The 22,267-nt window shown below is 41.4% G+C and carries 25 protein-coding genes; 2 read left to right on the top strand and 23 right to left on the bottom strand.

Annotation, left to right across the window (positions count from 1 at the left end):
* Nucleotides 1–9: 9 nt before the first annotated feature.
* Genes P20311_RS09730 through ccmA form a run of 10 tightly spaced genes read right to left on the bottom strand, consistent with a single transcriptional unit; the run spans nt 10 to nt 7,725 of the window.
* Nucleotides 10–741 carry a VacJ family lipoprotein gene (locus P20311_RS09730; protein ID WP_008112252.1) on the bottom strand — a complete coding sequence of 244 codons (732 nt, stop codon included), beginning with the start codon at nt 739–741 and terminating at the stop codon, nt 10–12.
* Between the two features lie 9 nt (nt 742–750).
* Nucleotides 751–2,007: a c-type cytochrome biogenesis protein CcmI gene (gene ccmI / locus P20311_RS09725; protein ID WP_008112250.1), complete on the bottom strand. Its 1,257-nt coding sequence runs from the start codon at nt 2,005–2,007 to the stop codon at nt 751–753.
* On the bottom strand, nt 2,008–2,469 hold the full coding sequence (locus tag P20311_RS09720; protein ID WP_008112248.1) for a cytochrome c-type biogenesis protein: 462 nt from the start codon (nt 2,467–2,469) through the stop codon (nt 2,008–2,010).
* Entirely contained in the window at nt 2,466–3,038 is a 573-nt protein-coding gene (locus tag P20311_RS09715; RefSeq protein ID WP_036985045.1) for a DsbE family thiol:disulfide interchange protein, read from the bottom strand. The genes P20311_RS09720 and P20311_RS09715 overlap by 4 nt, the downstream gene beginning before the upstream one ends.
* Nucleotides 3,035–4,996 (bottom strand): heme lyase CcmF/NrfE family subunit, encoded by a 1,962-nt coding sequence (locus P20311_RS09710; RefSeq protein ID WP_008112244.1) that lies wholly within the window; start codon nt 4,994–4,996, stop codon nt 3,035–3,037. The genes P20311_RS09715 and P20311_RS09710 overlap by 4 nt, the downstream gene beginning before the upstream one ends.
* 1 nt (nt 4,997) lies before the next feature.
* Nucleotides 4,998–5,477 carry a cytochrome c maturation protein CcmE gene (gene ccmE / locus P20311_RS09705; protein ID WP_008112242.1) on the bottom strand — a complete coding sequence of 160 codons (480 nt, stop codon included), beginning with the start codon at nt 5,475–5,477 and terminating at the stop codon, nt 4,998–5,000.
* The gene (gene ccmD, locus P20311_RS09700; protein ID WP_008112240.1) at nt 5,474–5,677 is read right to left on the bottom strand and encodes a heme exporter protein CcmD; all 204 of its coding nucleotides are present in this window, start codon (nt 5,675–5,677) and stop codon (nt 5,474–5,476) included. Before ccmD ends, ccmE begins: the two co-directional genes overlap by 4 nt.
* Before the next feature lie 2 nt (nt 5,678–5,679).
* Nucleotides 5,680–6,417, bottom strand: coding sequence for a heme ABC transporter permease (locus P20311_RS09695; protein WP_036985043.1), 738 nt, complete (start codon nt 6,415–6,417; stop codon nt 5,680–5,682).
* Nucleotide 6,418: 1 nt separating this feature from the next.
* Complete coding sequence (gene ccmB, locus P20311_RS09690) at nt 6,419–7,105, bottom strand: heme exporter protein CcmB (RefSeq protein WP_008112235.1); 687 nt, start codon at nt 7,103–7,105, stop codon at nt 6,419–6,421.
* The gene (ccmA, locus tag P20311_RS09685) at nt 7,105–7,725 is read right to left on the bottom strand and encodes a cytochrome c biogenesis heme-transporting ATPase CcmA (protein ID WP_076920609.1); all 621 of its coding nucleotides are present in this window, start codon (nt 7,723–7,725) and stop codon (nt 7,105–7,107) included. The genes ccmB and ccmA overlap by 1 nt, the downstream gene beginning before the upstream one ends.
* Nucleotides 7,726–7,838: 113 nt before the next feature.
* On the opposite strand from ccmA, the gene P20311_RS09680 reads away from it, so the two are divergent.
* Together P20311_RS09680 and P20311_RS09675 are read left to right on the top strand one after the other, a co-directional pair.
* Complete coding sequence (locus P20311_RS09680) at nt 7,839–10,004, top strand: flagellar hook-length control protein FliK (RefSeq protein ID WP_008112232.1); 2,166 nt, start codon at nt 7,839–7,841, stop codon at nt 10,002–10,004.
* 2 nt (nt 10,005–10,006) lie between these two features.
* On the top strand, nt 10,007–10,315 hold the full coding sequence (locus P20311_RS09675) for an EscU/YscU/HrcU family type III secretion system export apparatus switch protein (protein ID WP_008112230.1): 309 nt from the start codon (nt 10,007–10,009) through the stop codon (nt 10,313–10,315).
* 27 nt (nt 10,316–10,342) lie between these two features.
* Here the strand turns inward: P20311_RS09675 and P20311_RS09670 are convergent, their stop codons facing one another.
* From P20311_RS09670 to flhF, 13 genes are read right to left on the bottom strand one after another with little or no spacing between them, the layout of a single operon-like run.
* The gene (locus tag P20311_RS09670) at nt 10,343–10,744 is read right to left on the bottom strand and encodes a DUF2802 domain-containing protein (RefSeq protein WP_008112228.1); all 402 of its coding nucleotides are present in this window, start codon (nt 10,742–10,744) and stop codon (nt 10,343–10,345) included.
* An 18-nt stretch (nt 10,745–10,762) separates the two neighbouring features.
* On the bottom strand, nt 10,763–11,260 hold the full coding sequence (locus P20311_RS09665) for a chemotaxis protein CheW (RefSeq protein WP_008112225.1): 498 nt from the start codon (nt 11,258–11,260) through the stop codon (nt 10,763–10,765).
* A 21-nt stretch (nt 11,261–11,281) separates the two neighbouring features.
* Nucleotides 11,282–12,004 (bottom strand): chemotaxis protein CheW, encoded by a 723-nt coding sequence (locus tag P20311_RS09660; RefSeq protein WP_008112224.1) that lies wholly within the window; start codon nt 12,002–12,004, stop codon nt 11,282–11,284.
* A 3-nt stretch (nt 12,005–12,007) separates the two neighbouring features.
* Nucleotides 12,008–12,778, bottom strand: a complete 771-nt coding sequence (locus P20311_RS09655) for a ParA family protein (protein ID WP_008112222.1) — start codon at nt 12,776–12,778, stop codon at nt 12,008–12,010.
* Nucleotides 12,779–12,790: 12 nt separating this feature from the next.
* Nucleotides 12,791–13,753 (bottom strand): flagellar motor protein MotB, encoded by a 963-nt coding sequence (locus P20311_RS09650; RefSeq protein ID WP_008112220.1) that lies wholly within the window; start codon nt 13,751–13,753, stop codon nt 12,791–12,793.
* Between the two features lie 5 nt (nt 13,754–13,758).
* Nucleotides 13,759–14,523 carry a flagellar motor protein gene (locus tag P20311_RS09645; RefSeq protein WP_008112218.1) on the bottom strand — a complete coding sequence of 255 codons (765 nt, stop codon included), beginning with the start codon at nt 14,521–14,523 and terminating at the stop codon, nt 13,759–13,761.
* Nucleotides 14,516–15,667, bottom strand: a complete 1,152-nt coding sequence (locus tag P20311_RS09640) for a chemotaxis response regulator protein-glutamate methylesterase (protein ID WP_008112216.1) — start codon at nt 15,665–15,667, stop codon at nt 14,516–14,518. Before P20311_RS09640 ends, P20311_RS09645 begins: the two co-directional genes overlap by 8 nt.
* A 53-nt stretch (nt 15,668–15,720) precedes the next feature.
* Nucleotides 15,721–17,937 carry a chemotaxis protein CheA gene (locus P20311_RS09635; RefSeq protein ID WP_008112214.1) on the bottom strand — a complete coding sequence of 739 codons (2,217 nt, stop codon included), beginning with the start codon at nt 17,935–17,937 and terminating at the stop codon, nt 15,721–15,723.
* Nucleotides 17,938–17,951: 14 nt separating this feature from the next.
* Nucleotides 17,952–18,725 (bottom strand): protein phosphatase CheZ, encoded by a 774-nt coding sequence (locus P20311_RS09630; RefSeq protein ID WP_008112212.1) that lies wholly within the window; start codon nt 18,723–18,725, stop codon nt 17,952–17,954.
* Between the two features lie 16 nt (nt 18,726–18,741).
* Nucleotides 18,742–19,125, bottom strand: coding sequence for a chemotaxis response regulator CheY (cheY, locus tag P20311_RS09625; protein ID WP_008112210.1), 384 nt, complete (start codon nt 19,123–19,125; stop codon nt 18,742–18,744).
* Between the two features lie 40 nt (nt 19,126–19,165).
* Complete coding sequence (locus P20311_RS09620) at nt 19,166–19,876, bottom strand: RNA polymerase sigma factor FliA (RefSeq protein WP_008112209.1); 711 nt, start codon at nt 19,874–19,876, stop codon at nt 19,166–19,168.
* A gap of 26 nt (nt 19,877–19,902) precedes the next feature.
* Nucleotides 19,903–20,763, bottom strand: a complete 861-nt coding sequence (locus tag P20311_RS09615) for a MinD/ParA family protein (protein ID WP_008112207.1) — start codon at nt 20,761–20,763, stop codon at nt 19,903–19,905.
* Entirely contained in the window at nt 20,756–22,246 is a 1,491-nt protein-coding gene (flhF, locus tag P20311_RS09610) for a flagellar biosynthesis protein FlhF (protein WP_008112206.1), read from the bottom strand. The genes P20311_RS09615 and flhF overlap by 8 nt, the downstream gene beginning before the upstream one ends.
* Nucleotides 22,247–22,267: the final 21 nt, after the last annotated feature.

Here is a 22,267-nt window from a genome sequence, read left to right as displayed (position 1 = left end):
TTATTTTTATTAAAGGCTTTCTAAGAAATCTTCGTCAAAATCTTCAGGCTCTTCTTTTATTGGCGGATTACCATCGTAGAGTTCATATAACTGACGCTGAAAGTAAATGTCTTTAACAAACAGGTATGGGTCTAATGAATCATTTAATAAACCCTCTTGAGCCATTAAAGACGCCCTTGCCTCAACCGCCTTTAACGCAAACACTAAAATTGTTTGTGGTGTTGTCAGTGCAATTTTAGGTAAAACCACATTATCAACAACATCACCGGTTAAGTTGCGTGCAGTTGATGGCCCCATTGCAGGGATCATTAAATAGGCACCATCGCCTACTCCCCACACACCTAAGGTTTGGCCAAAATCTTCATCAGTTACTTCAAGCCCTAACGAACTTGCAACGTCAAATAAGCCAAACACCCCCACCGTAGAGTTCACTAAAAAGCGCGCAAAATTAATTCCGGCACTGCTTGGCTTTCCTTGCAGACCCGCATTAATAATATCAACCGGTGCTGTAATATTATCGGTAAAATGCACAATACTTCGACGCACAGGCTGTGGGGTTACTGTTATATAACCCACTGCCGCAGGCCTTAAAATATAAGCATCAAGTACGTCCATATTAAAGTCATAAATAGGTCTGTTTACACTTTGTATGGGATCGCGCTCATCATATTTACTCTCAGGCACTTGAGCACAACCCGATAACGTGAGTAAACATAATAAAAGTAAGCCTTGTTTTAACATCTCAAATCCTTAAGGTATTAATGTATCAATGTTCAGTTGCACTTGGCGCACCTCTTTAGAAGCAAGCACTTGAGAATGCCCTTCAAGCTCCCCAGTGCTTGGCATCACTGAATCATCATTAGAGATACGCGCAGAAATGATAATTTCACTGGCACTGGATAAATTTAGCCCTGCCATCATGGCATTAGCATCGCTCAGCTCAACCGTAATTGGAAAGCTATAGTCTGTTAGTTTGACCACGGCTAAAGGCATCGGTGATCCCTTAGCCGCTTTAGCAAACACAAACAAAATACCGTTATTGGGCTGTTTGTCTGCAAGTTGCTCGTCAATCTTAACCGTGACCTGAATACCCTGAACAACGTGCTGTTCATGACTGTTTAACTCACTTTGCTGAGCTATTTGGCCATCAATTTCACTGATGCGCTCAGAAATCATAGCATAACGCGTATCTGACTCGTCCATACTGGCAAGAAGTACTTCAAATGCAGCTTTTGCCTGTATCCAATCTTTTCTCTCAAAGGCAATCAGCGCAAGTAACGAAATCGCATCGAGGTTATTTGGTTGTGCTTGTAGTACTTTAGAAAGCATACCCGCTGCGCGAGTCATATTCTCATCACTGCCCTCAAGTAATAGCACCTGAGAGTAGCTAACAAGCGCTTGCATATTATCAGGGTTTATTTTTAATGTTTTATCGAATGACTGTTTCGCCATATCAAATTCATTTAGCATTAAAGCAACACGCCCTAACAACATCCAAGCGACTTCATCATCACCGCTTTGACTTAACTTAGTACGCAGTGCTAGGGCAAACGCTTGTAACTCATTTTTAGTTAACGGCTCGCCCTTTTGCATTACGGCGCGCTGACCATAATCGGCCAAGTTATCCATTGCATCATGCCAAGCTGCAATTTGTTGCTGGCTGCCTGTCATTGCATAGAAAATACCTGCTAATGCAATTAAAAACGCCGCCCCTGTTAAAGCAAATATACGATTGTCACCACGACTATTGAGTGACTTCTCTGGTGATAATTCATTTAGCAAACGGCGTTTTAGCTCAACAATTGCCTCGCTGTGGTTTTGCGAGTCTATGCGTTGGTTGTCTAAATCAGCCTGTAGTTCAACTAAACGCTGCTCATAAATGCTGATAAGCTCAGCATTAGCGTTATGAGTAATGGTTACTACGCGCTCTTTTTTTAAAAAAGGCACAATAATAAACAGCAATGCAATGAGTGTGAGTAAAGCAAAAGACGCCCACATTAAAATCATTTAACTTTGCTCCTGACGTTTATTTTGTTTAATCAACTTATTGAGCATCACTTCATCAGTGTCACTCCACGTTTGTTTTACCGACGCTTTACGCTGGCGAATAACAATAAAGCCAAAGCCTATTATTACAATGAGTACTGGCAACACCCACAGAATTAACGTAGCCGGCGTTACTGGTGGATCGTAATGAACAAAGTAGCCATAGCGGTCAATCATGTAATCAATAACTTCATCTTTGGTTTTGCCATCTTTTACCAACGCCAGCACTCGCTCGCGCAAGTCTTTTGCGACAACGGCATCAGAGTCAGCAATATTCTGATTTTGACACTTCGGGCAACGTAATTCTTTTGTTAGCTCTTCAAAGCGAACAGCTTGCTCGTTGCTATCAAATTGATAACGGTCTTGCTGAGCAAACGCAGCTACACTAACAAACAAGCTAAGGGTTAATAAAAACAATCTCATGGCTGCAGCTCCTGCATAATAGGCGCAAATTTAGCGCGCCAAACTCGAGGGTTTATATCACCGGTGTGGTGTAACAAAATAGTGCCATTTTTATCAACTAAAAATGTTTCTGGTGCTCCAGACACACCCAAATCTAACGCCAAAGAGCGCTCTAAATCTAAAATATTAAATTGATAAGGGTTACCTGCGCGCGCAAGCATATTACTCACATCGTCACGCAGTGCTTGCATATCAAACGGGCCATCAAAATCAGCATCGTAGCTTTGTACATAATACAAGCCGATAATTTTAATGCCTTGCTCGCGAAGCTTAGTTAAATAATCAAGCTCAGATAGACACGTTGGGCACCATGTACCCCACACGTTTAATAAATACACGTCACCTTTTAATTGCTCATCAGTCCAACGTTTGTCATCTTGCATTAAATCAGGCAAGTTGAATGCTGGTAAGGTTTGACCAATGCGCCCCGTTTGTATTTCCCGAGGGTTAGCAAACAACCCTTGATATAAAAACACACAAATAAAGATAAAAATTAGTAAAGGTACAACTGCCATCAATTTACGCTTCATAATGCCCCCTCTAATTCATCTTTGCGAGGTGAGGCGCGATAGCGCTTATCAAATAAAATTACAAAACCAGCGAGTGAGATCAGAACACCACCAATCCACATCCAACGCACAAACGGCTTGTGGTAAATACGTAATGACCAAGCCCCCTCACTTAGTTGCTCACCAAGCGCGAGGTATAAATCACGAGTAAAACCAGCATCTATTGCGGCTTCAGTCATAAATTGCATACCAATGTCGTATCGGCGTTTTTCTGCATATAAACGCGTTACAGTGTCATTTTCTTTTAATACCGTTACCACGCCAGCATGACCACTGTAGTTTGCACCACGAATTGTCTTTACGCCTTCAAAACGATATTGATACTGATTAAGCTGTACACTATCACCTGGCTTCATGGCTACATCGCGCTCAACTGAATACGCTGAGGTAAGGGTAATACCGGCAATAACAAAAGCTAAACCAACATGACCAAGCACCATAGCCCAGTAACTTAAACCTAAGCGTTTGATGCCGACTTTAAGTGAGCCATGAACAGCGGCTTTGGTGTAAAGGTCAATAAAGGTGGCTATAAATATCCATACACCCAATGTAGTCGCTAACAGAGTGAGTGGCGTAACCACTTCATAACTGCTAAACAGCCAAGCACAGGTAATAACAACGCTGGCTAGTGCGCCAACAAATATTTTATTTTGTAAAAAGGCCCATTTATTTTGCTTCCAGCGCAAAAATGGTCCTATGCCCATTAAAATCGCAAATGGCACCAGTAGAATTGCAAACATTTTATTAAAGAAAGGTTCGCCAATAGAAATACTACCTAAGCCCATTTCTTTGTGCACCATAGGTAATAAAGTACCTAATAGTACAATTAAGGTGGCAACCACTAAGAAAATGTTATTTAGCCAAAGTGCTACTTCACGAGAGACAAACTTATAACGTCCTTCACTTTTAACTTGTGAAACACGCAAGCCGTAAAGCGCTAAGCCGCCGCCAACAACAATAGCTAAGAAAGCAAGAATAAATAGCCCACGATCCGGATCGGTTGCAAAGGCGTGCACCGAAACAATAATCCCTGAACGAACAATAAAAGTGCCCAGTAAACTTAATGAAAAAGCAGCAATTGCTAATAATACGGTCCATGATTTAAATACACCGCGCTTTTCAGTCACACTTAAAGAGTGTAATAAAGCCGTTGCCACTAACCATGGCATCAGTGATGCGTTCTCAACTGGATCCCAGAACCACCAGCCGCCCCAGCCAAGTTCTGCATAAGCCCACCAACTACCAATGGTAATACCTAAGGTTAAAAAGCCCCATGCAGTCATCGTCCATGGGCGTGACCACTTAGCCCAGGTATTATCGAGCTTACCGGTTAATAGCGCGGCAATAGCAAAGGAAAAAGCCACAGAAAGACCCACATACCCCATGTAAAGTAATGGTGGATGAATGATCATACCTGGGTCTTGTAATAATGGGTTTAAATCTCGCCCTTCAACTGGGAAATAGGGCAATAAACGCTCAAACGGACTTGAGAGCAGTAAGGTGTACATCATAAAGCCGACACCTAAAAAGCCAAGCACACCTAATACACGAGCACGAAGCACCCAAGGAAGTGACTTTGAACGCACCGCGACCAGAGCTGTCCACCCGGCTTGCATAAGTAACCACAGTAAAATAGCGCCTTCATGACCACCCCATGTAGAGGTGATTTTATAATACCAAGGTAAGGTGCTACTTGAATGATAAGCAACGTAAGACACGGTAAAATCATCGGTTAGGCTGGCATAAATAAGAACAGCGAACGACAAAGCAACAAATGCAAACTGACCAACCGCTAATGATGGCGCTGCGCGCATCAATCGAAGATTACCTGTGTGTGCTCCCCAAAGTGGGAAAATACACAACAGCACACTGAGCACCATGGCCAATGTTAAAGAAAAATAACCAATTTCTGGGATCATATCAGCTCCCACTATCTAAGTTATATTTTGGCTTTTCGTGCTTAATGCCTTTTACTGCCTCAGCAACTTCTGCCGGCATATATTCTTCATCATGCTTGGCCAACACTTCAAATGCTTCAATCACGTTAGGCTCAACTAACACACCTTGCGCAACAATCCCTTGTCCTTCACGAAACAAATCAGGCAAAATACCTTGATAGCGTACCGTTACCAATGGCCCCGTATCAATCAGCTTAAAGCTTACTTTTAAGCTTTGTTCATTTCTGATCACAGAGCCTGGCACTACCATGCCGCCAATTCTCAGCTTTTGGCCTACAAACGGCTTTTCTTTATTGGGACCTTTACCATCAATTAATTCGCTGGGGGTGTAAAACAAATTAATATTTTCTTGTAAGGCGTACAACACTAAACCTATTGATCCACCAATACCAAAGAGTACGGCGATAATAACCAAAAGGCGTTTTTTACGTCTAGGGTTCACGAGGTTTGCTCCTGCTTAGAATTTTTAATTCGAGTTTCACGTGCAATTTGTTGCTCAACCGATGCTAAAATTTGTTTTTTGTCGCGTAACGAGCTAAATAAAATACCTAATAGAATCAATGCACATGTACCAAAAGAAAGCCATACATAAAAACCATAGCCTCCCATTGCAATAAAATCTGAAAACGAGTCAAACTGCATAATTACCCCTTAGTTAACAACTGTCGCACCCATGGGCGGTGCTTTTCACGGTGTAAAATTTCATTTTTAAGACGAATTAAAGTCACCGTACCGACAAACGCGGCAAAGGCTAAAATATTAATCATTAATGGCCAAAACATACTAGGGTCAACCGCATCGCGATTAAACTTAGTGATACTCGCCCCTTGGTGCAGGGTATTCCACCACTCCACCGAAAAGTGAATAATAGGTAGGTTGATCACCCCTACAATGGCTAAAATAGACGCGGCGCGACCTGCTGACTTTTTATCTTCAAAGGCATGGTACAAAGACAACACCCCTAAGTATAAAAATAATAAAATAAGCTCAGAAGTCAGTCGTGCATCCCATACCCACCAAGCGCCCCACATAGGTTTACCCCATGCAGCACCGGTAATTAAAGCTATTGCAGTCATACACGCGCCAACAGGCGCGATTGCAATTACCGCAAGCTCGGCATTACGTAGTTGCCATACCAAGGCAACAATGGCTGCAATCGCCATTGATGAATAGGCGCCCATAGATAAAATAGCGGAGGGCACGTGAATAAAAATAATACGGTAACTGTCTTTTTGTTGGTAATCGGCAGGGGCAAAACCTAATCCCCAAACCCAACCAACAATCATACTAACGACCGTTACTACTGCAAAATATGGCAGTAGAGTATTGCATAACTGATATGCTCGCTCTGCTTTCGCATACGGATGTAACCACTTCCACATATTAACTTACACTCACTTTTAATGCTGATGATATGGCAATTGGCGCACTGATAATCGCAACGACTAACATGGCACCAAGGATTGCAAGCTGACCACTGTAATCCAGCGACATAGTGCTGGTATCAATAGCGGAAGTTGCAAAAATTAAAACCGGAATATACAAAGGCAGCACTAGTAAGCTCATTAAAATGCCGCCTTTTTGTAATCCCACAGTCAAACCCGCTCCTATTGCGCCAATAAAGCTCAATAAGGGAGTTCCTAGTAATAGCGTTAATAACGTAGCCATTAAGGCCGTCGTTTCTAAATTTAATAACAAAGCAAATAAGGGGGTCATTAGTACCAGCGGTAAGCCAGTGATCACCCAATGTGCCGCTACTTTGCCCAGTACCGTTAATGATAATGGGTATGACGAAGCAATGAGCTGCTCCAAAGAGCCGTCGTGGTAATCATCTCTAAACAGTTTATCAAGGCCAAGCATGGTCGATAATAAAGCCGCAACCCAAATAATGCCCGGTGCCATCCTTGATAACAAGCCTGGCTCAGGCCCTATGGCTAATGGAAACAACGAGATAACAATTAAAAAAAACAAGATAGGATTAACTATTTCAGCGCGCTGACGAAAAGCGAGCTTAACGTCTTTGCTAAATACCGCGACAAATAACTGCCAATATGAATGCTGTCGTATCATTAGTGGCGGTACTCCAAAGTCAACGTTTGTAAGTCACTAAAGTGGGTGGTTAAATCTTGGTGTGTTGTTAACAAAATAGCGCCCCCCTTTGATAAGTGCTCAGTAAAACGTTGCTGTAAAAAGGCAACCCCGCTTTTATCTAGCGCCGTGAAAGGTTCATCTAAAATCCATAACTTCGCTTCAGATAACCATAATCGAACGAGTGCCACCCGCCGCTGTTGACCCGCAGATAACATTCTTACAGGCACATCTTCCAGCCCCACTAAACCTAACTTACTTAATAAAGGGTATAAGTCAGGAGTATCAACATAACCATTAATAGCCAACCAATGTGCTACATTTTCAAGTGCACTAAGTTGTACGTTAACACCGGTTTTATGGCCTATAAATAATAAGTCTCTGGCATATTCGTCATAATATTTTTTGATAGATTGATTTAGGTATAAAATATCACCTTCATCCGGCAGCGAAAAACCAGCAATAATGCGCAGTAATGATGTTTTACCAGCCCCATTAGGGCCAGCTAACTGCATGATTTGACCGCTTTTAAGGCTAAAATTAAGTTCATCAAACAAACAACGCTCTTGCTTGATACAAGTAACGGACTTAATGTGTAACAAGATGACGATTCTCTCTGCCAAAAATTAGCCGTAAGTCTACCATAATGATAGGGTAATACGAATATTTCTTTAGAATCGATTTACTTAAAATAAAGAAAACTTGATATAAAACAATGAATACACCAACGCACATCACATTGTCTAACCCACAGGTTAGTAATCAAACAACTGATTCAGGTAAGGCTGCGTTAGCAACACTGCCACCTGAAGTGCTGGCGGCAAAAAATATTCAGTTTTCTAAAGATTCAGTCACGCTTGATGTGTTTATGAATAAGCATTGGCAAACGATTCGCCTTGGGACAACTGAGACATTCACAAACGTTGAAAAAATAGCAAGCGCTAACATACAGTTAAGTGCAGATGGTAAAAGCTTAACCATCATCCCTAACAATACAACGTTAACAATTAAACAACCGGCTCAGTTGCAACGATTTTTAAATTTTATAAACACCCAAAGTGATATTCAAAACAGTCCACTATCACTTCAGGTGGTATTACAACCCACACCAAAGTTGGTCATTGAAAAATTTAATGCCAGTATTGCTATTAATAAACACGTTGCACAATTACTCGCAGATGAGCCTTTAATAAAGGGGATGATTGAAACGGATAGCAAAGGTACACGACTTAATATTATTAACCGTTTTGCTGATATAGTGCATTCACAGCCACTAAACCAAGCCAAACTAACACAGTTGCTTGCCAGTAATTTAACCTCTGCTCAACTTCATGCTATGCCTAAGTTTGCGGTATTAAGCCCAAACTCTTTTAAAGACTCATTAACTATTAACCTAAGTCATCGACAATTAAGTGAACTACCTACCATCCCGACTAAGGTAAACATTACTCACCAAGCAGATAAATTACTGATCAAAACCGCTTATCACACTATGACTGTGAGCCTTAAAAACTCATTTAGTAAACCGTTTAATGAGATGCTCTCTTTGCAACAGTCGCAAGGCCTAATTGATCCCTCGCCAAGTAAACAGCATCCGCTCAGCACGATAAACAGTCCCATACAATCATGGTTAAAAAGCAGTTTTGCTGATTTTAAAACACGTATTTTAGATGCGGTAAAGTACTTTGAAAGCAAGCCATTTACGACCTCGGTAAGCTCATCTCAAAAACCAGTATTTACAGGCAATGCTCAGCAAAAATGGCTCACCCCAATGCAAAAAATTGACATGACACAATTAAAAAACGTGTCAAATTTAGCGCCGCCCCTAATGCAATTTACCCAGCAAATAAAATCAAGCGTTTCTATGTGGCAACAACAACCGTTAGCAGCACTCGCTTTATCTCCTTTAGTGACTCCTTTTTCATCCTCACCAACTAACGCGGCTACATTTGGTCAGAGCTTACAGCCTTTAGAAAAACTCTTATTAGCGACGGTTTTAAAACACAGTCCAAACACCTCAATAGAACAAAAAGATGCGACCAACCAAATAGTAAGCAGCCAACTTAATACCATTACAAGCAAACTGACTGATCAAGGAACCGATTTAAACCGTTTAGTTAATCAGGCTTTTAATCGCATGTTGTCAGATAGTAATTTGCACCCAGCAACCATACAGCGCGAAATACTCAGCACCATAAAGCCCACACAACTTCAAAGCGACATCTTACAAAGCTCGTTTAATAGAGGTGTTGAACAGCTTTCATTAAGCATTTTAGCCGCGCCTATCATTAACCAAAATCCAAGTGCGGTGAGTATTAATAATCAAACGGGTTTAGAAGCTTTACTGCAGGTTTTATTACCGACGTTTAAAGTGGGTAATAGCGCCAATAAATTGTTGGAACAATTACAGCAACCACAAGTACAAGCATTAGCAGGTGAATTAACCCAAATTAAGAACACATTAAGCCAAGTACAAACGCCCGCGATTAGTCAACAACCTGACACAAACGCCTTGGTACAATTTTTATTACCGATGAAGTTGCCTGCTGAAGCGGCGCAAACAGAAATAACTTTAGGGCAGTATAAAAAGCACAGTAGCGGTAAACTAGCGGATAAAAATGTTTGGTTTGTTAGGCTCAACTTTGATTATGCCGAGCTGGGTAAGCTACAAATAATCGCAGAACTCATGGATAAAGCTTTAGATTGTCAGTTGTTAGCCTCAACCCAAGCGGTGAGCGCTTTAGCTCATCCACATCTTGATAATTTACGCTCAAAACTGGCAAAACAAGGCTTACAAGTGGGTGAGCTTAAACTAAAACGAGCGGATGACAACCATCAAGCATTTTACCAATCCCATGCCATTATTAATATTAAGGTTTAGCCATGACTGAGTCATCAAAAAGCAATTCAGCAATTGGACTACTCTACGAGGCGGGACATTCACCCATTGTAAGTGCTAAAGGGTTTGGTGAACTGGCGGATGAAATTATTGCCCTAGCCAAAGAAAAAGGAATTTTAATCCATCAAGATGAAGCACTTGCAAATACACTATCGAAACTAGACCTCTCAGAAGAGATCCCCAAAGAGTTGTACTTTGTTATTGCTGAGCTCATTGCGTTTTCATACGTGGTTAGAGGAAAGTTTCCGCCTGGTTGGCAAGACTTTCAGGGAAAGCTAAATATAAAAGCATAACGCAGTGTTATAAAAGCAAAAAAGGCGCTAAGCGCCTTTTTGTTTGTGTAATGAAAACAACAGTTCAGCCTCGGCGCGGGGTAATTCACATTCGCGAATAACCTCATCTAAATCAGCACCTAACTCAACCATTTTTACCGCACGAGAGTATATTTTAGCATCGGGGTCATCGTATTTTTGAGCTGCTTGTTGCTGTATCAGCTCTTGGTTTTGTTGTTCTACCTCAAGCACACGCTTACCAATACTCAGTAAACCGGTTCGCAACTCTGACACTTCGCTACGTAAAATATTAATCTGCTCTGATGAATCTTTAAACTGTTGTAATTGCGCGCCAAGCTCACTCGCATAGCGCTTTTTAAACATCACAATTAAAAGCAGCGAGAATAGTCCAAAAACTAAACCCGCAATAGCAATACCAAGTAATAACATAGTTTTATGTAGAGAAGCTTATATATCGCTTAACTCATCCCATTCGTCATCACTAAGTAGTTTATTTAAATCAACCAGAATAAGTAACTCATTGTCGCGGTTACATACACCTTGAATAAATTTAGCACTTTCCTCTGTACCTACATTTGGCGCACTGTCAATTTCAGAGCTACGTAGGTAAACAACCTCAGAAACGCTATCGGCTAGAATGCCAATCACTTGCTCTTCTGCTTCAATAATTAAAATACGTGAATTATCCGTCGCTTCAATATCAGGTAAACCAAAACGAGAGCGAGTATCAATAACGGTAACAACATTACCACGTAAGTTAATAATACCAATCACATACGAAGGTGCACCTGGTACAGGAGCAATCTCGGTGTAACGCAGTATTTCTTGCACTTGCATTACATTTACGCCATAAGTTTCATCTTCTAGCTTGAACGTAACCCACTGCAAAATCTCATCATTATTATCTGCATTTTTCTTAGCTGACAGTAATTTATCTTCACTCATGCTCTTACCTCGTAATGGTCATTACTTGTGACGGCTATCTAAGCCTTTCTCTAATAGTGCGTTTAAATTATTAACATCTATTAAAGCACACATTTTTTCTTTAATTACTCCAGCAAGCCATGGGCGCTTACTGTTATTTGTACGCCATTTTACATCTTCTTTACTCAATGTAATGTTATTTATTAGTTTTTCTGCTAATAAACCCCATTGGCTATCACCTAAAGTGATGAGATATTGATAATTTAAAGATGCCTCTAACTGCTCATCGTACTTTTCAGGCATAACCCAGCGAGCGGTATCAACAACATTGAGCTTTTCTTCTCGGTTTATCATAACCCCTTTAAACCACTTAGGCTTGCCAAATAAATGATTTACTTCTCCAAGCTCATGAATGCCACCTAAGGCTTTTAGCGGCACCGCTAAAGTAAGCCCTGCCACTTCAAAAAACAGCGCTTGAAACTCACCATCAAAGTAGTCAGCTTCACCACCTACAACCACCTCTTGCTCAGGCACGACGTGTTGCTCTTGGTGGGTGTCAATTTCTACATTCGATACTTGCTTATTGAGCTTTTCAACTTCAACAACAGGCTCAACTATTACTGGTTGTTCTTTTTGCTCTTCATACGTTACCTGCTCAAGCAGTTTAGCAACAGGCTCAAGGTCTTTTGTTGGTTCGTCATCAGATAATAACGCCCCTAAGTACTGAGTGACTACTTTTTCATTAGCAAATAATTGCTTACTCATTTATTAACCTTGTTTTATTAAATATTTAAGTAATGCTTTATAAGCATAGACTCCACGCGCATTTGGGCAAAAATCTACCGGTACTTTTTGCGCTAAACTTGCATCTCTAAATTTAGTATCAACAGGAATAACGCCTGGCCATACTTTTTCTTTATACGTTTCTTGTAATGTTTTATAGGCCTCAAGCGATGCTTTGGTTCGTTTATCATACATAGTTGGAATTATAGTATATTCATAGCTTTTCGCTTGAGAGGTTTGCATTAACTCCATAGTACGCATCATTCTATCGAGCCCTTTAAGCGCCAAGAACTCAGTTTGCACCGGCACTAACACTCTTTCACAGGCGGCAAGCGCATTGACCATCAGCACACCTAAAACAGGTGGGCAATCTAAAATTGCGTAATCGTAATACTCGCTAATTTTAGCCAGTGTTTTTTTTAAAATCAGGCCCATTCCCGTTTTATTACCCATGCTACGGTCAAGTGTCGCGATCGCCATAGTTGCAGGTAAAATATCAAGGTTTTCAATTGTTGAGGGGCATAATGCTTGCAGTATTTCTTCACTTTTCATACTCGAGCCGCGAGTAAAAATATCGTAAACACTGACCTCTAAATCTTCTGAATCAATACCAAAGTAATAGGTTAGTGAAGCATGAGGATCTGTATCAATCAATAACACGCGCTTGCCTTGAAGCGCAAGGATCCCTGCAAGGCTAACCGCTGTAGTGGTTTTGCCTACTCCCCCTTTTTGATTGGCTACTGTCCAAACTTTCACATTACATCCTAATTACTGTTCGTTGCGCGTGGTAACACGGATGCCACCATGCTCTAAACGGATTATTTTTATTGTATCGTCTTGGGCAGGTAGCTCAATTTCTGGCTGACTTTGCTCTGATACTGAAATTGATGATTTCGTTTGTTCATCAGAGGGCTCTGGTGCTAAACCATATTTAGAAAGTGCAATCACGACTTTACGGTTTTCAGCACGCCCAGCTTCGGTATCATTATCGGCAAAGGGCGAGTATTGACCATATCCCTCAATGGCCATGCGCGCGGATTCAATGCCCAAACGCTCTAGCTCAACTAATATTGAGGTTGCACGCGCCACTGATAACTCCCAATTAGAACGAAATATTTCATTTCGTATGGTTTCGTTATCTGTATACCCGCGTACTCTTATATAGTTATCGACTGATGCGATGATTGCTTCAATTTTTTTTACAATCTCTTTGGCCTTGTTATGTGCAACAGCACTACCACTGGCAAACAACAATCCGGAATTGAGCTCAATAACCAACCAGTCTTGGCTTAGTTCTAAGCTAGCCTCGCCACTGCGTATCTCATCAATCAGCGACGATTGTAATTTAGCCAATAAACTATCCAGCGGCTTACCTAAGTGGCGTTGACTAATATTGCTATTGTCACTTTGACCATCGAGTAACATTGGGCCTTGCTCTAGCTCTTGAATACTTTCGCCATAGAGAATTTCAGCCTCAGGGGTAACCCTTTCAAGCAATAAAGCATCACCATTTACCCCGTTACCCTGCTTAGAATATTGTTTTGCAGACTTATCAAAAACATGCTCAAGAGAATCAGATAAAACCTTGATGTTGTCTTCTTTGTTTATCGCAATTGCATACAATACAACAAAAAATGCAAACATTATGGTCATATAATCCGCATAAGAAACTAACCAACGCTCAGTATGTTGGCTCTTTAATTGGTGATTACGTAAGCGACGGCGTAACATAGGCGCTAATGGGCCTGTAAAATTGGACGTTCAACGCGGTAGGCTTCAAGCTTTAGTTCAATATTAATAGGGCTCTCACCTTGGCTAATAGCAATTACACCTTCCGCTAACATTTCGTGATAAAGCATCTTTTGTTCAACCCGTTGCTTTAGCTTATTGGCCATAGGTAAAAATAATAAATTAGCCAAACCAACACCATATATAGTTGCAATGAACGCGGTGGCAATACCCGTTCCTAACTGCTCAGGATCGTTAATAAATGACATGGCTTGAATAAGCCCAAGTACCGCACCTAAAATACCAATAGTTGGGCTATACCCACCCATTGCTTCATATACCCGGCTAGCATCAAGTAATCGTTCTCGCTCAAGTAATAAGTCAATCTCGAGGGTATCGCGTAGTTTTTGCTCTGAACAGCCATCAACTAATAAACTCAGTCCTTTGGCGGCATAGGGATCTGAATGCACAAGTGCTTCGTTTTCTAATGCTAAATACCCTTCTTGACGGGCTTTATGCGACCAGCGTTTTACTTGCTCAATAGCATCTTCAATATCATGGTCGTCGGTAACAAAAACCCAATGAGTAATACTAAGCATTTTTTTAAATGTATTGGCTGATGTTTGTAGCATCACCGCACCTAATGTACCGCCTAATACAATAATTAGTGCAGGCCCATTAAACAGCGCAGATACCACACCTCCCTCTAAAGAATAACCGATTGCAATAGCACCTAATGCAACCAGTAATCCTAAAACAGAAAGCTTATCCACAGCCAACCTCTCTTTTTAAACGTGCAGCCACATCATGAAGGCTAATGCTTTCGCTCGCTAAACCTGCACTGGCTATCGCCTGAGGCATACCATAGACAACACAGCTTTTTTCATCCTGAGCCCAAATTGTAGCGCCAGTTTGCTTAAGCATGCGAGCACCATCACGACCATCTGCACCCATGCCTGTCAAAATAATGGCAAGCACATCACCTTGATACGCTTTGGCCGCACTGGCAAAGGTAATATCAACACTTGGTTTATAGTTTACTCGTTCATTTTTATCTTCAAACACACGAAGGGTTCTATTAGAGCCACGTCCTTCTACCATCATTTGCTGGCCACCTGGCGCTAAATAAGCGCACCCAGGTTGTAATCTATCGCCTTGCTGCGCTTCTTTTACCTTAATCTTACACAAGCCATCTAAGCGAGTAGCAAAGGCCGGGGTAAATGCAGCAGGCATATGCTGTATGAGTAAAATAGGGTGTGGAAAATTAGCAGGTAATTGCGTCAAAATAGTTTGCAGTGCAACTGGCCCACCTGTGGATGTACCAATAGCAACTAACTGATACTGCTTACCACTGGCACGCGCTGAGGCACTGCTGTTAGTAGGTGCAGGACTCGCATTATTAAAGCTACGATCAGGTTGAACTATCGGCTTTTTAGCAAGGTTAGAAAAGCGTTCAGAACTGTTTGACGCTGGTTTACTAATACTTGGAGATGGGGCCGTTCTCGTAATTCTTCCAATACGCTGGCGGCCTATTTCCTTAACCTTATTTTGCAATAACTTAATTGCATCATCGTTATTGCGAGCAATATCTTCAAACTTTTTAGGTAAAAAGTCCATCGCCCCAGCATCAAGCGCATCCAAAGTGGCAGATGCCCCTGCTCGTGTTAACGATGAAAACATTAAAATAGGTGTTGGATTACTCGCCATGATCTCTTTCACAGCACTAATACCATCCAGCACCGGCATTTCAACATCCATGGTGATAACATCAGGACGTAACTGAGCTGTTTTTTCGACGGCCTCTCGGCCATTTACAGCAAAGCCTATTACCTCAATGCCGCTGTCTTGTTCAAGAATTTCACTCACTCTGCGGCGAAAAAAGCTTGAATCATCAACTACTAAAACTTTAACAGCCATTTCGCTCTCTTATTCAATGAATAGGTAGGCATAAAATATATGCCTACTTTTAATTATCCAGCGTAATGCTTTAACATACTTGGCACATCTAATATCAGTGCAATGCCACCATCAGAGGTGATTGTTGCACCTGCCATACCAGGCGTACCTTGAAGTAATGCGTCTAAAGGCTTGATCACCACTTCTTCTTGACCTATTAGTGAATCAACAACGAACCCTACTTTTTGAGTCCCTATTTGCACAATAACGACATGCCCTTGTGCTTTTCGCTGACCTCTATCGGCCCCTTTTATGAGCCAATGTTCAAGGTAGAATAACGGAATCGATTTTTTACGAACAATTATAGTAAGCTGACCATCAACCACATTGGTTTTTGTTAAATCTAAGTGGAATATTTCACTTACACCCGCCAGCGGCAACGCAAAGGTTTGCTCTCCCACCACCACCATTAAGGTAGGCAATATCGCAAGTGTTAGTGGAACTTTGATTTCTAAAATAGTCCCTACGCCCATTTCTGATTTTATGTTAACCGAGCCATTGAGCTGAGTGATTTTTGTTTTAACCACATCCATACCAACACCACGGCCAGAAATATCTGAGATTTCTTCTTTGGTTGAAAACCCAGGTGCAAAAATAAGGTTATAAGCTTCAGTATCAGAAAGACGACTCGCTTGGTCGTGATCAAGCACCCCTTTACTAATCGCAATCTTTTTAAGCTTTTCAGCATCCATACCGGCACCATCATCTTGGATGGTAAGTAGAATATGATCACCCTGTTGCGAAGCTGATAAAGTCACCGTACCTGTTCTAGGTTTACCCGCTGCTTCACGAATATCGGGCATTTCAATACCATGGTCGACCGAGTTGCGAACCAAATGCACCAATGGATCGGCCAATGCTTCCACTAAATTTTTATCTAAATCGGTGTCTTCACCGACAAGTAATAAATTAATATCTTTTTTAAGTGTTCGTGCTAAGTCACGTACAACACGAGGAAAACGGCCAAATACTTTTTTAATCGGCTGCATTCGTGTTTGCATTACTGCACCTTGGATATCAGCAGTCACTACATCTAAGTTAGAGATTGCTTTACCCATGGCCTCGCTATCAGAGTTAGTCGCTAGACTTACTAAACGATTTCGCACAAGTACCAGTTCACCTACCATGTTCATTATTTGATCTAGGCGTTTGGTATCAACACGTACTGTTGTTTCTGCCGGTGGTGGCGCTGCTTTTTTAGCGGGAGCTGCTTTTGCAGGCTGTGCAGCCGGTACCGGCTTGGCTGGCTCTGGCTTGGGCTGTGGTTTTGCTGCAGCAACAGGCGCTGGTTTGTTAGCGGCTACGGGTTCAGATTTACTTTCAGGAGCCGGTGTTTCTATCGACTTAGGTGCACCTTTGCCGTGTAACTCATCTAGCAGAGCTTCAAACTCATCATCACTTATTTCATCATCGCTCGCGCTTGAATCATTATTTTGCGAGGCTGTAGGAGCTGATGGTGCTTGCTGTGGTGTGCTTGGGGCGTTTTGAGTTACTTCACCAAAACTACCGACACCATGAAGCTCATCTAATAAGCTATCAAATTCATCATCTGTAATATCGCCACTGACATCACTGTCGCTTGATGAGGATTGTTTTTCTTGCGGGGCTTGCCCTTTTCCATGAAGTTCATCAAGTAGACTTTCAAATTCATCTTCAGTGATCTCATCAATCTGAGAATCTGTACTACTAGTATCTGGGCCGCTAAATAATTCATCAAAAGCAAACGGATCTTCTTCCGCATCATTGCTTGGCTGCTCAACTACAGGTTCAGGTTCTACCGAGGGAGTTTCAACAGGAGCTATGTCTTCAACTGCAGAATCGCCGGCGAGTTCTTCAGCCGTTGGTGGTTGTCCAAGCTTGTGAAGTACTGCAAGTAACTCTGGATCTGCAGGCTCTGGCTGGTCACGATTTTTAATTGTGGCAAACATTTCATTAATGGTATCAAGTGCTTGTAAAATCACATCCATTAATTCAGAGTTAACTGTTCTTACACCTTGGCGCAATAAATCAAACACGTTTTCAGCACCATGACATGCATCAACAAGCTCTGTCATTGCCAAAAATCCGGCACCTCCCTTAACGGTATGGAAGCCACGGAATATTGCGTTTAGTAGTTCAGTATCATCTGGGTTGTTTTCCAGTTCTACTAACTGTTCAGATAAAAGCTCAAGGATTTCTCCGGCCTCTACTAAAAAGTCTTGTAAAATATCTTCATCGACTTCAAAGCTCATGCAGTACTCTCCTATTAGAAGCCCAAACTTGATAATAGATCATCAACTTCATCTTGATCAGATACAACATCATTACGCGATTCTTTATCAATAATAGGCCCTTCTGGACCTGCTAGTGTTTGTGCAACAATGGAATCTTCTGTTTCTTCTGGTTGTTCAGTTGGTTGTACTTGCTCAACCTCACCTTGCGCCGCAAATGCAGTTAACAAGTGGATTAAGCTCTCTTCAACTTCACGCACAAGTTCAATAACACGACGAATAACCTGACCAGTTAAATCTTGATAGTCTTGAGCCATCAATACATTGGTCATCAACATTTGTAACTCATCCGTTTTATGATGAGAGCTGTTCATAAACTTATCAATGCTATGGCAAAGTGACTTAAACTCACCAAGCTCAATTTCACGGTTCATTAACCGATCCCATGTTGGCTTGATATCAGCTATTTCGTCAGCAATTTCTTGCGCTAAAGGTAAGCTTGCTTCAACCGCATCCATCGTTTTGTTGGCTGCGTTTTCTGTCATTTCCATAACATAGTTGAGGCGTTTTTTAGCATCAGGGATGGCATCAGTGGTAATGTCTGTTAATCGCGTATCTAATTCAAAGCTTTTTAAAGCTTCGTGCAGTTGACGCGTTAACTTACCCACCTCAGCAAATAACTGTGATTGCTCTTGTGAAGCTGTTTCTAAAATTAACTGATTCGCTTTATCTTGCTCACCATTTTCTAAAAAAACCACTAACTGGCGAGCTTGTTCTAAAGTAATCTGAGGCGCAGCAGGTGCTGACATAAGCCTCTCCCTCTCATTAACCTAAGCGTTCGAACACTTTTTCTAATTTAGTTTTCAATGTACCTGCAGTAAATGGTTTAACAATATAGCCATTAACACCTGCTTGGGCCGCAGCAATTATTTGTTCTTTTTTAGCTTCTGCTGTAACCATTAAAACAGGAATATGCTTTAATTTTTCATCAGCTCGAATTGCCCTTAAAAGATCAATACCTTGCATGCCTGGCATATTCCAATCTGTTACAACAAAATCAAACGCTTGATTTTGCAACATAGGCAAAGCAGTTGAGCCGTCATCTGCTTCTTGAACATTGGTAAAACCTAAATCGCGCAACAGGTTTTTAATAATACGTCTCATTGTTGAGAAATCATCAACAACAAGAATTTTAATGTTTTTATCCAAAACATCCTCCAGTGAGGCCTGAACCTTTATTTACTTACTTCTAGTTTATCCAGTCATTGATTTTTGCTTTAAGCTTAATCATCGCCTGACCATGTATCTGACTTACACGCGATTCACTTACATCGAGTATATGCCCAATTTCTTTTAAATTCATCTCATCGTTGTAGTACAAAGAAAGCACCATTGCATCTTTTTCAGGTAACGACTTTATTGCACTGAGTAAAGACTCATTAAACCGTTCATTTTTAACATTATTGAACGGTTTGTCTAGTGCTAAATCTTGGCCATGAGGTGTAATCACATCATCATCTATACCAAGGTCTTCAATGCCTAACACTTTGCTTACATTTACATCGTTTAAAATATGATGGTACTCATTTAGCGAAATTTCAAGTTTTTCAGCAACTTCACTATCTTTAGGTTCACGGTTTAAACTGTTCTCAAGCGCAACAATAGTCTCTGCAACCAAACGGCTTTTTCTGTGAACTGAACGTGGAACCCAATCGCCTCGGCGCATTTCGTCTATCATCGCACCACGAATACGAATACCGGCAAAGGTTTCAAAGCTTGCGCCTTTGCTTGCATCAAAGTTTTTTGAAGCTTCAATTAAACCAATCATACCCGATTGAATTAAATCATCTAGCTGCACACTGGCCGGTAAACGAGCAATTAAATGGCACGCCACTTTTTTGACTAATGAGGCATGCTTTTCAACAATCATATTTAAATTTTGTGTTGACTGATATCCCATAGCTCTATTCACCGGTATTGTCATTGTTAGTTACTAACTAGTTTCTCAATGAAAAACTCTAAATGACCCGAGGCTTGACTAGGTGTTGGCCACTTAGCAATTTTTGTCGCCAGTGTTTTAAAAGCAATTGCAGCAGGCGACCCAGGAAAAACCTCAACAATTACTTTTTGGCGACGCGTTGATTTGCGCATATTCTCATCATAAGGAACTGTTGCAACCAGCTCCATTGATATATCTAAAAATCGGTCGGTTACTTTTGAAAGTTTAGCAAATAATTCCTGCCCTTCACGTAAGCTACGCACCATGTTGGCAACAATTTTAAATTTGTATACGCCGTGCTCACGGCTCAGTACTTTAATGAGCGCATAGGCATCGGTAATTGATGTTGGCTCATCACATACCACCACAACCACATCCTGTGCGGCACGAGAAAAGCTCAATACCATGTCAGAAATACCCGCAGCGGTATCAACAATTAAAATATCAAAATCAGTGTTAAGTTCACTAAATGCACGAATAAGTCCAGCGTGCTCTGAGGGTGATAACTCAACCATACTTTGCGAACCCGATGTTGCAGGTACTATTTTTATACCTGCAGGGCCTTCAACTAAAATATCTTCAAGTTCACACTCACCTGATAAAACATGAGATAAATTGCGCTCTACACGCAGTCCAAGCATAACATCACAATTAGCTAACCCTAAATCAGCATCTAAAACCAGCACACGTTTGCCTTGTTGGCCTAGCGCGATTGCCGTATTAAGGGATACGTTTGTTTTACCTACTCCACCTTTGCCGCCGGTGACAGCGATAACTTTTACGCCGTTATTATTATTCTTGCTCATTTTGCGAAGGCCGCTTGCTTGATCTAAAACTGTGTTAATCATACATCTCTACTGTGCTCGACGCCACTGATTGGTGTCGTGATTGTTGTGCTTTTATTCTTTTTAAATACAATTGCTCAGCTTTTTTTACTAGTTTTTCGGCATTTGCCACTCTAATATCTTCTGGTACTCGCTGACCGTTAGTAAGATACCCTATTGGGAGACGATTTTGAATCGCAATACTAATAATCTCACCTAAACTCAATGACTCATCAAGTTTAGTAAAAATACATCCGCTTAGCTGTACTTTTTTAAAGTGCCTTACTGTTTCTTGTAATACATTAATTTGCGCCGTCGCACTTAATACTAAATAACTACGTATATCAACACGCTGATTACGCATCAAGGTGTTTAACTGCTCGGTTAAGCGTAAATCACGTTGACTCATTCCTGCTGTATCAATTAAGACTAGACGTTTATTTCGTAAATGGTATAAAACTTCTGCTAATTCATTTGCATCTTTAACTTGTTTAACGCCACAACCTATAATACGACCATACGTTGCTAGCTGCTCATAAGCACCAATACGGTAGGTATCGGTAGTAATAAGCGCTACTTTATCGGCACCGTATTTTTGTGCACCCAATGCTGCCAGTTTTGCAACTGTGGTGGTTTTACCCACGCCAGTAGGTCCGACTAACGCAAAAACACCGCCTTGGCGAAGTATTTCGTTGTTCGTGGTTTGCATTTGATCTTCAACCATGTTCAATAAAGCTTTCCAGCCTTGTTGGCGAGACACATCGTCTGGTACAAAACATGCCATTTGCTCAGCAACATTTTTTTCTATCCCCATACCGACTAAGCGGTCAATCATACATGCACGGGTCGGGTCGCGACGTGCCATATCTTGCTGCATTAAACCTGATACTTGGTGCTCTAATAGTTGACGAATTGCGTTCATTTCTTCACGCATTGTGCTGATGTCACTGGATTCTTTATGCATTGTTTGCTGACGCGGTGCGCTAGGTGAATCTAAATCGTCAAAGCCACTGTCTAAGTCGTCGAAACCTAAGCTATCGGCTTGGGGGCGAGGGCGCACTGGCGCGCTTTGTTCACGTTCAAACATATTTTTAGGTCGTGATTGCACAGGCTCTTGTTCTTGATAGTGACCAGAAGTGTCAATGCCAGAGTGTGAAAACATTGAAGCAAGCTCTGCTGAACGAGGACGTGGAGACTGACGCTCTAGTAAAGCTTGTAAGCTATCTGCAACCTTTGCCTGTGGCTTAGGTTGAGCGCGTTGCGGTTCTGGTTTAACAAAATTATGTGAACTTTGCTCAGTATGTGCAAATGAAGCTCTTGCAGCAGGTTGGCTTTGAGGCTGCTCTGGCGCTTTTGTCGCTGCTTTGTCGTAATCAACTGCAGCAACAATTTCAACGCCATTAGCTAGTTTTTTATTTGACATAATAACCGCATCAACACCCAACTCTTCTTTTACTTCTTTTAGTGCAGTGCGCATGTCTTTAGCAAAAAAACGTTTAATTTTCATAATTCAAACCCCTTTAAAATC

The sequence above is a fragment of the Pseudoalteromonas sp. BSi20311 genome (assembly GCF_000239875.1).
Taxonomy (GTDB): Bacteria; Pseudomonadota; Gammaproteobacteria; order Enterobacterales; family Alteromonadaceae; genus Pseudoalteromonas.
Note: the sequence above shows the minus strand (reverse complement) of the source record. Positions and strands in the feature narration are given on the sequence as shown.